At 39.6% G+C, this 13,851-nt stretch carries 10 protein-coding genes; 4 read left to right on the top strand and 6 right to left on the bottom strand.

Annotation, left to right across the window (positions count from 1 at the left end; genetic code table 11):
• Positions 1–60 precede the first annotated feature (60 nt).
• Entirely contained in the window at positions 61–2,715 is a 2,655-nt protein-coding gene (glgB, locus tag AC4EVX_RS01370; protein WP_490159408.1) for a 1,4-alpha-glucan branching protein GlgB, read from the bottom strand.
• Between the two features lie 397 nt (positions 2,716–3,112).
• Here glgB and AC4EVX_RS01365 point away from each other — a divergent pair, with 397 nt between their 5' ends.
• Positions 3,113–3,655 carry a sporulation initiation factor Spo0A C-terminal domain-containing protein gene (locus AC4EVX_RS01365; protein ID WP_490159407.1) on the top strand — a complete coding sequence of 181 codons (543 nt, stop codon included), beginning with the start codon at positions 3,113–3,115 and terminating at the stop codon, positions 3,653–3,655.
• Between the two features lie 173 nt (positions 3,656–3,828).
• Here the strand turns inward: AC4EVX_RS01365 and AC4EVX_RS01360 are convergent, their stop codons facing one another.
• Positions 3,829–4,368, bottom strand: a complete 540-nt coding sequence (locus tag AC4EVX_RS01360) for an NUDIX hydrolase (RefSeq protein ID WP_308451530.1) — start codon at positions 4,366–4,368, stop codon at positions 3,829–3,831.
• 305 nt (positions 4,369–4,673) lie between these two features.
• Between AC4EVX_RS01360 and AC4EVX_RS01355 the strand changes: the two genes are divergently transcribed.
• From AC4EVX_RS01355 to AC4EVX_RS01345, 3 genes are all read left to right on the top strand, one after another.
• The gene (locus AC4EVX_RS01355) at positions 4,674–5,900 is read left to right on the top strand and encodes a glycosyltransferase family 4 protein (protein WP_308451529.1); all 1,227 of its coding nucleotides are present in this window, start codon (positions 4,674–4,676) and stop codon (positions 5,898–5,900) included.
• Positions 5,901–6,074: 174 nt separating this feature from the next.
• The gene (locus tag AC4EVX_RS01350) at positions 6,075–6,314 is read left to right on the top strand and encodes a helix-turn-helix domain-containing protein (protein ID WP_308451528.1); all 240 of its coding nucleotides are present in this window, start codon (positions 6,075–6,077) and stop codon (positions 6,312–6,314) included.
• A 31-nt stretch (positions 6,315–6,345) separates the two neighbouring features.
• The gene (locus AC4EVX_RS01345; RefSeq protein ID WP_308451527.1) at positions 6,346–6,579 is read left to right on the top strand and encodes a helix-turn-helix domain-containing protein; all 234 of its coding nucleotides are present in this window, start codon (positions 6,346–6,348) and stop codon (positions 6,577–6,579) included.
• Between the two features lie 202 nt (positions 6,580–6,781).
• Here the strand turns inward: AC4EVX_RS01345 and glf are convergent, their stop codons facing one another.
• The 4 genes from glf to AC4EVX_RS01325 all read right to left on the bottom strand — a co-directional run bounded on the left by glf (position 6,782) and on the right by AC4EVX_RS01325 (position 13,822).
• Positions 6,782–7,876: a UDP-galactopyranose mutase gene (gene glf, locus AC4EVX_RS01340; RefSeq protein WP_490159406.1), complete on the bottom strand. Its 1,095-nt coding sequence runs from the start codon at positions 7,874–7,876 to the stop codon at positions 6,782–6,784.
• 84 nt (positions 7,877–7,960) lie between these two features.
• Positions 7,961–9,016 carry an acyltransferase gene (locus AC4EVX_RS01335; RefSeq protein WP_490159405.1) on the bottom strand — a complete coding sequence of 352 codons (1,056 nt, stop codon included), beginning with the start codon at positions 9,014–9,016 and terminating at the stop codon, positions 7,961–7,963.
• Positions 9,017–9,204: 188 nt separating this feature from the next.
• On the bottom strand, positions 9,205–10,881 hold the full coding sequence (locus AC4EVX_RS01330; protein ID WP_308451524.1) for a sulfatase-like hydrolase/transferase: 1,677 nt from the start codon (positions 10,879–10,881) through the stop codon (positions 9,205–9,207).
• A gap of 208 nt (positions 10,882–11,089) precedes the next feature.
• Positions 11,090–13,822, bottom strand: coding sequence for a polysaccharide pyruvyl transferase family protein (locus AC4EVX_RS01325; RefSeq protein ID WP_308451523.1), 2,733 nt, complete (start codon positions 13,820–13,822; stop codon positions 11,090–11,092).
• Positions 13,823–13,851: the final 29 nt, after the last annotated feature.

Below are 13,851 nucleotides of genomic sequence, written 5' to 3'. Positions count from 1 at the left end.
CCTTTTTCTATAAAAAATTATCACGAATTAATAAAAATGTCGATTTTCTTCAACATTTCATTACTTATTCTTCTTTGTATGCTTCTTTAAATTCTTCTTTGCTCGTGTACGGTTTCCTCTCGCTGGTTTCTTTGTAACAGACTTTGTTCCCTCAGTTTTCGTCTCGGCTTTTGCTTCTACAACTTCTGCCAGCTTTTCCTTTGGCTTCGTCTCAGCTTTCTTCTCTTCTGCTACCGGAGTAACCACTGATTCTGCTTTTTTTGCCGGCTTTTTCTCTACTGATTTTTCTGCTTTCTCCGCAGTCTTCTCTTTTACAGCAGTTTTTTCTTTCACAGCCTTTGCTGTCCTTGTAGTCTTTGGAGCTTTCACAGTTTTCGCAGCCTTTGTCTGCTCTGCTTTGTCTGCCTTCTCTGCGGTGCTCTTCACACTCTTTGTGCTCTTCTTGGCTGTTGTGCGGGTGGTAGTCGTCTTCTTCACTGCTACCGGTGTGCAGGAGAATACCGTCACAGACATCGGCGGTACATCAATCACAATCGACTCCGGACGCTCATCGCACTCTTCCGCCTTGCTCGTCTTGACTCTCGGATTTCCCTTTCCGCTTCCGCCAAATGCTGTTGCATCACTGTTGAAGATCTCCTTATACTTTCCATGGAACGGAACACCAACACCAAAGGTCTCATGCTCCACCGGTGCAAAGTTGCAGACAAACAGAAGCGTCTCTTCCGGCTTATCCGTCTTTCTGAGGAAAACGACAATATCATCATTTGCAGAACTGCAATTGATCCACTCAAATCCTTCCGGTTCAAAGTCTTTCTGATACAGTGCCGGATGGGAGGTATAGAACTCATTGAGCGCCTTCACATAATCCTGCATATTTTGGTGAAGCGGATATTCCAGAATGTTCCACGGCAGTTCCTCATTCTCATTCCACTCAGAAATCTGACCAAACTCCTGACCCATGAAAAGAAGTTTGCGTCCCGGATGTCCGTACATGAATCCGTAGGCGGTTCTCAGGTTTGCAGCCTTATCCTCATATGTCTCACCCGGCATCTTTAAGAGCATTGAAGCCTTTCCATGCACAACCTCATCGTGGGAGAATACCAGAATAAAATCTTCGCTGTACGCATAGAGCATGCTGAATGTCAGCTCTCCGTAATGATGACTGCGGAAATACGGATCGTACTGCATGTATCCGGTGAAATCATTCATCCAGCCCATGTTCCACTTGTAGTCAAACCCAAGGCTTCCCTCTTTCACTGCTCCGGTCACCTGTGGCCATGCAGTTGACTCCTCAGCAATTAAAACAGCTCCTTTCTCACGTTTCTTGAAAATGCTGTTCAAATGTTTCAGGAATTCCACCGCCTCGAGATTCTCATGTCCGCCATAAATATTCGGAACCCACTCGCCCTCATTCTTTCCATAATCCAGATAGAGCATCGAAGCGACTGCATCCATACGGATTCCATCTACATGGTATTTCTCAGCCCAGAACAGCGCATTTGCAATCAGGAAATTGCAGACCTGCGGACGACCATAATTGTAGATCAGAGTACCCCAATGCGGGTGAGAACCCTGTCTCGGATCCTGATGCTCGTACACACAGGTTCCGTCAAAACATGCCATTCCGTAGCTGTCACGCGGAAAATGAGCCGGTACCCAGTCAAGAATCACGGAGATTCCCTGCTCATGCATGTAGTTCATAAAATACATGAAATCATCCGGAGTTCCGTAACGGCTCGTCGGAGCATAATATCCGGTCACCTGATAACCCCAGGATGCATCAAGCGGATGCTCCATCACCGGCATCAGCTCCACATGGGTGTATCCCATCTTCTTTACATACTCGGCAAGTCTCGGAGCAATCTCACGATAGTTGTAGAATTCAGAACCAACTACCTCCTGTCCGTTCTCATCAACCCCAAGTTCCTTGCGAATCCAGGAACCAAGGTGCAGTTCATAGATGGACATCGGCAAATCCTTTGAATTCGTCTTTGCACGTTTCTCCATCCACGCATCGTCCGTCCATGCAAACCGATTCGTATCCCAGACAATCGAAGCGTTATTCGGGCGAAGCTCCGCATAGTTCGCATACGGGTCTGCCTTAAGCATCGGCTCTCCGCGATGTGTCTTGATCTCATACTTGTAGATCTCTCCGCTCTGGAGTCCCGGAATAAAGAGCTCAAAAATACCAGAATCCCCCTGTCGTTTCATCTGGTGGCGGCGACCATCCCAGGTGTTGAAATTTCCGACAACGCTGACACGCATTGCACACGGTGCCCACACTGAAAAGAAGACACCGCTCACTCCATCGATTACCATCGGATGTGCGCCCATCTTCTCGTAAACGTCATAGTAAGTTCCCGCTGAAAACTTCTTCTTCTCCTCTTCCGTGTACTGAGATCCAAACGCGTAAGGATCGTGAATCTCCTCCTCTGCACCCGTATCCCAGGTGATCAGGAGCGTGTACTTCGCCATGATCTTTCTCGGAATCCGAACTGCAAAATATCCTGCCTCATCCTGCTGTTCCATCGGATATTTTTTTCCGCCTGTCGCAAGTTTCACCGTCACTGCCTCTGCACGCGGAATAAATACCTGAATCACCAGTCCCTCTTCCGTCAGATGCGGTCCCAAAAGACGCTCTGGATTTCCCGCTTCCGAGTACACAATCTCCTCAATTCCTGCCCAATCCATTAAATCATATAATACCTTATCCATCCGTCTCCCCCTCATCATCGATGTTCCGCAGACAATCTAAAATGTCAAAAAAACCTGACAGTTTTGGACTGTTCTCGTTTTAATTCTGATTATAATTATATCTTATTTCTTTCTGCATGGCAATCAGGAATCCCTTCAAATCCGGTTTTTCCACACCGCTCCCTTATCCGCATTTTCCACACTCTCCTCACAAATTTTTTTCCTCGATCCCCAATCTGCTCATCAATAATACATCTTTTTAAATCCGGTCTGATTTAATGAGACTCAGAGCATACCAAAAATTCATTTTGCAATCTCCATGCTCCGGAAGTGCCAGTCGAAAAATGTCGATCGCTTCTGTTTGATTTCCAGATATGAACCATATAAGATTGCAATAGCAGAAAGCGGAGGCTTTGTCATGTACGAAAGAAAAACAGAACTAGAAACTCTTCTCCGACAGTTCGGTGTCGGTGAACATTACAGCGGATACAAACTCTGTATCAGTGCTGTCGAGATTGCTCTCGAACACCCGGAATCTTTGAATTCCATCACCAAATGCATTTATCCTGAACTTGCAGATTTCCATCATACAAGTCTGAAATGTGTGGAGAGAAATCTTCGCACGATGATTGAGAAGATCTGGAAAAGTGGCGGAAGAGAATTTTTCTGCGGTCCGGATTCCGACAATCAGAAACGTCCAAGCAACTCCCGGTTCATTGAAATGCTCGTTCAGGTTTTAAAATCGGAAACCCCTATCACAGAAAAGAATTTATGTGAATTTTGTGCGGTCACGACACACTATAAAGATCGCATCGCCCAGATGGAATCCGAAGCAGTTAAACAACAGGAGACGATCGACTGGATGCATGATATGATCTGGGATCTACTTGGAGAAAAGAAGAAATATCTCGCAGAAATCGAAGAGCTTCAGAAACAGCAGAAGCAGTCAAATGATAAGTAGACAGTAAACAAATAAACAAAAAAAGAATGCCGGTGCATAGGTTATAAATTCAACCTGAACACCGGCATTTTTACTTTTATATTTCTTATCATAAACACATATAAACAACAAATTACAGGCTTATTTCAAATCAACACAAAAAAATTTGGCGTGCGCCTTCATTCGTGCGTGTTTCATTCACACTCACATATAAATGCATAGAGCACGGCAGTGTGAACCGCCTGCACAAACTTTCCTTCTCTTAATGCCTTTCTCACTTCCGGAATCGTCATCTCGACAATCTCAAGCTCCTCCGTCTCATCGAGGTGCTGACCCTGCGTTTTTTTGACTCCTTCTGCCACAAAACACCATGCGTAATTGCTCGATTTCGATGCATCTGGGCAGAGCTTAAATAGGAATTTCCAGGCTCCTCCCGTATATCCGGTCTCTTCGGAAAGCTCTCTGTGCGCAGAGACTTCCGGCTCTTCTCCCGGCTCCATACATCCCGCCGGAAGCTCCAAAAGAACCTCCTCGACACCGTGACGATACTGGCGCACAAGCACGATCTTTCCCTCTTCCGTTACAGGAACAATTACCGCAAAATCTGGAATGTGATTCACATAGAACGGCTCAATCACCGTTCCGTCAGATAGTCTGCATTTGCTCGCCTCAATATCGATCCACTTATCTTTCAAAACGGTCTTTCGCTCCAACACTTCCCACTTTTTTATCATAATCCTGTCCTCCACAAACGTTTTTCTGTCTCCTTATCCCCACTTCTTCAAGAATCTCTTTTTCCCTCAACATCGTGATTCCATCATATCAGAGTCGTTTTCCACAAGCAAGTCTCACGCAAGTTTTCCACAAAATTTCAAGTTCATGCTCCGCCTTTTATTTTGTTTCAGAATTATGATATAATGGGCGCAATAGAAAAGCAAATACCTGCGTCAGCAGGAAGATGAGTGCGTCAACACGCGTTTGCACATATATGATACAATAGATACAATAACCACAACAGAAAGGTTCAGGTTCGATATACATGAGCAATACAACTACTACCAATGCAAAAAAGAAGGCACTTCTCATCACTACGGTGAGCGGATTTGTCCCGCAATTTGAGATGAACAATGTTCGGATCCTTCAGGAAATGGGCTATGAAGTTCATTACGCCACAAACTACAACATGCCATCTTACGGCAATGACAACCATCGCCTTGATGGAACTGGAATCATCCGCCACCAGATTGATTTCGTCCGCAGTCCTTTTGATCCATCCAACATCAAAATTTTCCGCCAGCTCTGCCAGGTGATGAGAGACGAATCCTTTTCTCTGGTTCACTGCCACACTCCGATGGGTGGCGTCATGGCTCGCCTTGCCTCCCACCACACGCATACCGGTCCGGTGATCTACACAGCTCACGGCTTCCATTTTTTTAAGGGGGCACACCTCGTCAACTGGCTCTTTTATTACCCGATGGAACGCTTTCTGTCGCGTTTTACCCTCCAACAGCTCTGCATCAATCAGGAGGACTATCATCGCGCAAAACGCTGTTTTCATGCGCGCTATGTCGACTATATTCCCGGAGCCGGAATCGACTTAAATCGAATTCCGGAATACAGCGAAGAAAAGAATCTTCAAAAGCGCAGAGAGCTCGGGATTCCAGACAATGCGATTTTTCTGCTTTCCTCCGGGGAGCTTATCAAACGCAAGAATCATGAGACGGTTCTCAGAGCGCTCGCAAAACTCCGACAGGACGGCACACTCACCTCATCTGTTCGCTATGTAATCTGCGGTCACGGAAAACTCGACACCTATCTCAAGGAACTTGCAAATAAACTTTCCATTACGGACATCGTCCTTTTTGCCGGTTATCGAAAAGATATCTTAGATCTCTGTCAGGCATGCGATCTCTATGTTTTCCCGTCCTATCAAGAAGGGCTTCCGATGGGACTTCTCGAGGCGATGGCTTGCTCTTGTCCGGTGCTCTGCTCCGATATTCGTGGAAATCAGGATCTGATGGGAACTCCATCACGCTCGGAAGGCAATCTTGAATTCTGCTCCGGCGGTATCATGATCCGCAAAGCCGACGATGTCGACAGCTTCGCAAAGGGACTTCTCACTCTGATTGCCACACCTCAAAAGTTAAAAGAAATGGGAACCCGAAACGCCTCCCGGTGCACAAACTTCTCCCAACCTCATGTGGAATCCATTATGAGAAAGATTTATTCAAGGGCTGAAAATAGGACTAGGGCAAGTGCAACGTAAGCATAATAAGTATAGGCAGGCAAAAATCAGCGTATTCGCAGGCGTCTTTGCAAGCAAAGACATTTTTATAGAATATTTATGCAGTTTTTCGACATAAAATCGCAAAATAGGACGATATGTCGACCCTTTCAGATGGAAATTTATCCTAAAATTACCATAAAAAGGAGACGACGGATGACTATTTGTGAAGCAACCAGCACCCGAATTCGGGAACTATGTAAAGAGAAGAACCAGACTGCTTATCGAACTGCATTTCTCGCAGGAATGCCCCCATCCACTTACAAAAGCATCCTGAACGGAAAAAGCAAAAATCCCGGAATTGTCAATATCAACAAGATTGCAGATGCACTCGGAGTTTCCATTCGAGAATTCTACAATTCCGATGTCTTTGACAATCTGGATCAGGATGAATGATATATATAAATGAATAAAGGGGGATATCTGTATGAATATCTGTGAAGCCACGAACTGCCGTATCCGAGAGCTCTGTGCACAAAAAGGAATCAGCGCTTATCGCAATGCTTTCCTCGCTGGAATGCCACCGACAACCTACAAAAACATTCTCAGCGGAAGAAGCCGTAACCCCGGTATCGTCAATATCAACCGGATCGCGGATGCACTTGGAGTTTCCATCCGGGAGTTCTATGACTCCGATCTTTTCGATTCACTAGATGCCTGACCTGATTCATTTATTCACGACTCACGATTCCATGAAGCAGAAAAACAGAGAGCCTCAATTGACGACATTTTGATTCGTCCGTTTGAAGCTCTCTGTTTTTTTATCTGTTTTTTATCTACTTCTATTTCTTTTGTTGTCGCCTTTTCGCGTTTGTCCTATGTATCTGTCTCATTCTAATCACATCCACAGGGCAATTTTCCATTCACAGCTCTTTCTCCGCCATGTTCAGTGCAGACTCGATTACCTTATCCATATCGTAGTACTTGTACTCGCCGAGACGACCGCCAAAGATCACCTTGTTCTCCTTCTCAGCCAGCTTGCGGTACTCCTCGTACATCGCACCGTTCTTCTCATCGTTTACCGGGTAGTACGGCTCATCCCCCGGTTTCCACTCGGAGCTGTACTCACGGCTGATAACCGTTTTCGGCTGAGTGCCAAACTCAAACCATTTATGCTCAATGATTCTCGTCCACGGTGTCTCTGCATCGGTGTAGTTCACAGCTGCATTTCCCTGGAAATTCGGCTTGTCGAGAACCTCTGTCTCAAAGCGCACAGAACGATATTCCAGTGTTCCCAGACAGAAATCAAAATAAGCATCAATCGCTCCGGTGTAAACTACCTTCTCTGCCATCGCATCATACTCTGCCTTATTTTCCAGATAATCAACGCCCAGCTTCACCTCAATGCCATCGAGCATGCCGGCAACCATCTTCGTGTAACCACCCATCGGAATTCCCTGATAGAGCGCGTTGAAATAGTTGTTGTCGAACGTGAATCGAACCGGCAGACGCTTGATGATAAATGCCGGAAGCTCTGAACACGGACGACCCCACTGTTTTTCGGTATAACCCTTTACGAGCTTCTCATAGATGTCTGTTCCAACCAGGCTGATCGCCTGCTCCTCAAGGTTCTTCGGCTCTGTGATTCCGGCAGTTTTCTTCTGCTCCTCAATCTTTGCAAATGCCTCTTCCGGAGTCACAACTCCCCACATCTTGTTAAACGTGTACATGTTAAATGGCAGGGAATACAGCTCTCCCTTGTAGTTTGCAACCGGAGAGTTTGTGAAACGGTTGAACTCTGCAAACTGATTCACATAGTCCCAGACTTTTTTGTTGTTGGTGTGAAAAATGTGTGCGCCATACTTGTGGACATTAATGCCCTCAATCTCCTCCGTATAGACGTTTCCTGCGATGTTTGGTCTACGGTCGATAACCAACACCTTTTTCCCCTTTTTCACGGCTTCACGGGCAAATACAGCGCCGTAGAGACCTGCTCCTACTATCAGATAATCATACATGATTTTTTCCTCCTGAAAATAAACATTTCATCACTTCTTCCCACTATGCCAAAAAGAACAGGTGTTGTCAATAGTGGATCTCCTTTATGGGAAAATTATTTTCTTAACAATTTTATTTTTTTGAACATTTTTTATAAATATACCACAAATACTAAAAATAATTATCGCTCCAACAATACGATAACTCAACATTTTTGAGAATCTTCCACCTGTCACTTGCTTAAAAATATCGAGGATAAACCAATGCATTAAATAAATTCCAAATGTTGTACCACTAAAATATTTTACAAATTTAAATATCTTAAAATTACATTTTCCATAATCTCTTTCCTTAAAAAATGTAAATACTGCTATAGAATATAATATACACGGCACATTTAAATAGCCTTTAAAGGTTCGACCAATATCTCCTATTCTATACGATAAATACCAAGTACCTATAATATGTATAGTCAAACCTACTATTCCCAATAAATAAATCCACTTTTTATATCTCTTTAGATCACTATGTGACAATAAATATCCTAATAAAGCATAAAATAAATACCCACCTCCCAAAGGCATTCTTAAACCTGGATTGGATACAAATCTATTTCCAGTAATTTCAGAAATTAACGGTATCAACGAATTAAAAACAAATGTCAAAATAACTATATAAAAATAAGCACTCTTTTTTTGCTCATCAGGAATTAATGATAGTACAGGAATACTTAAATATACTGGTATTAATGAAATAAAATACCAGTATATTGGAACATATTTGGTATTAATAATTCCATCAAGTATCGCATTTAAAGAATCTGTAGTGAGATTCGTCTTTTTCATAATCTTGTAATAAAAAACGGCTATAATACTCCATATTAAAAATGGTATAATTGTTTTTGAAATTCGCTTACAAAAAAACTCTTTTGTATTGTATTTTTTTCTATAATCAATTAAAGTTGTTCCTGTTATCATAAAAAACACCGGTACCGCATAATAAAAAACACATTCAATAATATTTGCAGAAATCCAATATGGTTCATAACTAAATGCCCAAAACATTTCATTTGTATGTAAAAATACAACAGCTAAACACGAAACCACATTCAATATATCAATATATAGCATGCGATTATAGGTTTCTTTATTGTTCATCATCCACCGCCTTTTTATCAATATTTAAATCAACAAAAGCCCCAAATAATGATATAACTAAATAACCAGTTTTTGTTATCATTCTTACATCATCATTTGGAGCATCATTGTTCATTGCTTTAGAAAATTGTATTTCTATATTTCTTATCTAAGCTAATCTCCATTTACCCTTATCGATATATATAATAAAACTATTGTGTAACTTCAAACAACTCCTGCCTTCTCGGTTTTTCCAAATTATTATACTCCATATATAAATAACCATTTATTAAGTTTGTATAGGGAGATTCTTCTTCATAGCGATAAATATTATTATTTACATCGATATATGCATCGTAACTACTAACAATGGGAAGATTTTTCTTCATTGATAACATATAGTTGTAATAATATGATAAATTATTAATGCCTGACCATTTTAATATAGTAGGCACAACATAATTCATACTTATCATTTCTTCTTGTGCATTTTTTAGTTCAAAATTACTCCACACCAAAAAAGGAACTGTTCTTAACCTCCGTGCCGCTTCCATTTCATTATACTTACTATCAATAAGTTCTAATGCAAATGCCGGCGCATGATCTCCCACCATACAAATAATCACCGGTCTATTAACCTTTGAATAGTAATCCGTTAAATTTTTGAAAGCTTGATCCGACATAGCAATACAAGATAAATACTCATTCACTTTTTCTTTTTGGTCTTCAGATACACCATCAATTACATGGACTAAATCCCGTTCTGGCGGATTCATATCCCAAGCGCCATGATTTTGTACTGTCAATAAATATAAGAAACGCGGATTTTCACCCATAGTTTCATACCACTGCGTTAAACTCTTATATAAACTCTCATCTGTAGCATACCATCGGTCACCATAGTACTCTTTATTAAAATCATCTTGAAAATGAACAATGTCAAATCCAAGATTGGGATATGCAGTTGAACGCGAATAATTTGTACCTGGTTCGGAATGTGACGCTAATGTTTGATAACCTTTTTGTTTCAAAATGCTGACAACACTGTTCGCATTTTTTAATTTAAGAATATTAAATGGATCTGTGCTACTTGTATTCATTAATTCCATAGAATTACTTGTAAGCAACTCATATTCAGATTTGTTTGTTCCACCTCCTGCAACTGGAACAACCACCTGCCCCTGAATCAAATTTTCCATTTGATGAATATTTTTTAAATAGTCTACATCGGTCTTTAAATCTGTAATTTCCTTTAAGTCGCAAAAAGTCTCATTCAAGATCAATATAATATCTGGATTTAATTCATCTTTTTCTTGTTCTTTGGGAACAGTTATATTATCGATTATACTTTCATCATACTCTTTAGGCTCTTTTACCACATTACTCATCTGGCTCCCATTTTCAATTGAACATGCCAAATATCCATACTTATGATAAGCCTCACTCCAAAGCCATCCTATTGTCACTTTGGGTTTAATAGGATTTACTGCTAAATACCCTGCATATACACATATAATTGTTCCAAAAAAGAAAACAATATTGCGTACAGACATCTTACGCCAACAAATTTTATTCTTCCGTTCCTGAATGGCAATAAATATTCCTACTGCCAGTTCTACAATAAATAATAAAAATATCTTTATTGTGAACTCATTCACCATAACAGCATATGATCTTCCAATATCTGCAGCCATTCCCGCATTATAAACATCTAAAAAAGTTAATGGAAGCCCTCTATACGCTATTACATGATAATTTAATATCGCAATAAACGAAAACAAAGTACTGCATATTAAAGAAACAATTCCCAGATGATTGCTTATAACACCAAGCCAAAAAATCAGCATATAGATTGTAATAACATTAAGAAGCATATATTTCGTTTCCATCTCGAAAATCTGTTCTATTTTCTCATACCCATCACCGATTTCTAGTTGTAAAAATATAATCCACGATATTAATAACACACATAATAGATAAATATATTGTCGCTGTAATACTTTTTTCATATTATTCTGGGATTAATACTTCGTATTAATCCTATTCAACCCTCTCTGAATATTTTTATAATCCCTCCGCTCATATATACTGTTTATATTATCTTTTTAAAATGCTAACCAGTTTTCTTGGCAAATACGTAATTATTCTTCCAATTTTAAACGAAAAAGATGTTTCCAAATTTTTTATTCTATTTTCATAGTCCTGTTGTCTCAACATTAATTGCTGAATAAGTATTTTTTCTTCATTCTGATGTGAATCTAAACCATCCAGACGTTTTCTATGATCTTCTAATTGTTCCCACTGTTTTTGATCCGTTACACCAACTTTATTTACAATAAGGTCTAAACCGTCTAGGCGTTTCCGATGATCTTCTAACTGCTCCCATTGCTTTTGATCCGTTACATCTAAAACATTTATTTTTTGATCGTAGCTATTGGCTACTATATCCAAACCATCTAAACGTTTTCTATGATCTTCTAATTGTTCCCACTGTTTCAAATCTGTATTTAACAGATCTGAATCTGCTTGATCAGTATGACCAATTAGCCAGTCTACTCTTCCATTTAAAGAATCTATATTCCACTTTAAATCTTTTTCAATAATTTGTTGAGTTCGATCGCAATAATTGCAAGCCATTTCATAATCTGTAATTTTTTTATTATCAATCGGCTGTTCAATTGCGTCTCTCAACCATGAAATACATCTTACCTTTTCTTTATAAAGTCTAAGTTCTACATTCTCATAATCAATGATTTCCGTAAAAGTCTTAATGTCTAAATCATTTTTCAAATCTATGATTCTATTTTCAATTCCCAGTAATTTAAGAATTGAATAAAAGCGACTGGCTCCTCGCTCTTTATTTATAATGACTGAAAATGGTTTATGAAAAATAATCGCAAAGCATACACCATGAAACGAATCTGTCACCACATATTCACTATTTTTTATTTGTGCTAGTAATTCTTCATTTCCAATCTTATCCAATGTAGGAATGTCCCACATTTGTGCGATTGTATCTGGTTCGTTCCACACATCCGATGCAGCATAATACTCTGTATTCAATACAGATGCCACCTGCTTAATTACATCTGCTTTTTTTCTGTTAGGATCAAGAACATATCCAAAAACATATGGAGTTTTTGAAACTCTCTGCTTGCCATTTTGTATCAGCTTATTCCAATGCTTCATTTCGCATAAAAACACTGGATCAAGCACCCATTCAGCATGAATGCCCAATTCTTCTTCCGCTAATTTTACACCACTCTCTTCTCGCACAGAAAATGAATTAAAACGTTTCAAAAAATATTGAAGTTGTTCCCGTTGCATTTCTGTTCCGTCAAAATTTTTCTTTGCAAATGAAGCGGCATATGCAATTTTCCTTTTATTGTTATTAACCCATTCTAAGTCCGCATATCCATCCAGGATTCGCATCATTTCACCCGTAAATAATTGGTCTGATCCAACAATAAAAGTATCACAAGAATTATTAAACTGACGTTGCTGTGCATACCCTTTTTTTATCGGGGCAATCGCATATTCCGGATACGGAATTTCTTTATATCTGCAGTACTCTGGAGAAGGATCCCATACCAATCCCTCCGGCTGTGAAATCATAATCGGAAAATAACCCATATCAACCAGCGTGGAATATAAAGCGAAGTAAGTCAATGCACCTCCACAATTGATATTCATCCATGGTCCAACAATTCCTATCGAAAACTTATATGCAAGTGCTTTTTTTACAGATTCTGTAAATTTTCCATTCTCATATAAAAAATTAAAGTATTTTCGATACGGACTTCCTTCTCGTTTTGCATGAATTCGATTATCTCTTAGCCAATCTATAGGAACTTCCTTTTTCATTTTTAGAGAGTTTTCAATTCGCTCGAATAAACATTTTCCTTTTTTACTATTAATCAAAACAGCGCCCGTGCCAATATCGTCATCTAATGTTTTGTCATGATCTCCAATCCCCCAAAAATCTCCAAGACTTATATCTCCCTGCCTTGGTATTTCGGCAAATTCACAATCATAACAACATTCTCTTAATATTAATCCGTTGTGAAATCCCTGTTCATATTCATTATTCTGATATAAACAAGTTTTTTCTTCTTCATTTTTATTTTTAATTAACATGTTTTTTGAATTTTTCTTCCAGCCAAACTGAGAAGCACGAAAATCCACATTTACTGCAGATTCATTTTTTGTTTCATTCAAAAAATCATTTAACATTTTTTGAGATGGTACTCCATGACACAGAATATCAATTGTAAATAATCTCTCGTAATCTTTTCCTAAATATGACTTTAATCCAGCGACCTGACATGGAGTTCCGCTGAACAACACATACTGTTGGGATTTTAAGCTTTTCTCAATGTTCTGATAAATAAGTCCAATTTCACTCTGAACATACTTTGATTTTCGCAACTCTTGAAGTTTTTCCGAAGAGGTAATTATCTTATGGCGAACTGTACATGTTTCATCCATACATGCACCTGCTACCATCCCATTTAAGTTTAATATTTCACTAGCTAATAATGAAAATACTCCCGCAGAAGAACTTTTTTTTCGTAATTCATCTTCCCCCTGAACTGCATAGCAAATCGGAGTTTGATCCTCACTCTCTATTCTTGCATTTAACATTGGACATGTCTGACTACATAAACAACAGTGAACACATTTTTCTTCGGAAATATCTGGATATAAAAAGCCCAATTTATCTGCCTTCATGTTCAATGCATCAATCGGACAAATATTATAGCACGCCGAACACCCTGTACAGTTCTTATTTTTATTTGCTATATCATCAAGCAAAAAATTTTTTTTCATAACTCCTCGATTCTTTCTAATTACGCTAA

The organism is Brotaphodocola sp., assembly GCF_983179755.1.
This window is presented reverse-complemented; position numbering and strand designations above follow the sequence as displayed.

Coding starts and splice junctions, on each gene's coding strand:
- AC4EVX_RS01350 (WP_308451528.1), top strand. CDS start 6,075: ATGACTATTTGTGAAGCAACCAGCACCCGAATTCGGGAACTATGTAAA.
- AC4EVX_RS01355 (WP_308451529.1), top strand. CDS start 4,674: ATGAGCAATACAACTACTACCAATGCAAAAAAGAAGGCACTTCTCATC.
- glgB (WP_490159408.1), bottom strand. CDS start 2,715: ATGGATAAGGTATTATATGATTTAATGGATTGGGCAGGAATTGAGGAG.
- glf (WP_490159406.1), bottom strand. CDS start 7,876: ATGTATGATTATCTGATAGTAGGAGCAGGTCTCTACGGCGCTGTATTT.
- AC4EVX_RS01365 (WP_490159407.1), top strand. CDS start 3,113: ATGTACGAAAGAAAAACAGAACTAGAAACTCTTCTCCGACAGTTCGGT.
- AC4EVX_RS01335 (WP_490159405.1), bottom strand. CDS start 9,016: ATGATGAACAATAAAGAAACCTATAATCGCATGCTATATATTGATATA.
- AC4EVX_RS01325 (WP_308451523.1), bottom strand. CDS start 13,822: ATGAAAAAAAATTTTTTGCTTGATGATATAGCAAATAAAAATAAGAAC.
- AC4EVX_RS01360 (WP_308451530.1), bottom strand. CDS start 4,368: ATGATAAAAAAGTGGGAAGTGTTGGAGCGAAAGACCGTTTTGAAAGAT.
- AC4EVX_RS01330 (WP_308451524.1), bottom strand. CDS start 10,881: ATGGAAACGAAATATATGCTTCTTAATGTTATTACAATCTATATGCTG.
- AC4EVX_RS01345 (WP_308451527.1), top strand. CDS start 6,346: ATGAATATCTGTGAAGCCACGAACTGCCGTATCCGAGAGCTCTGTGCA.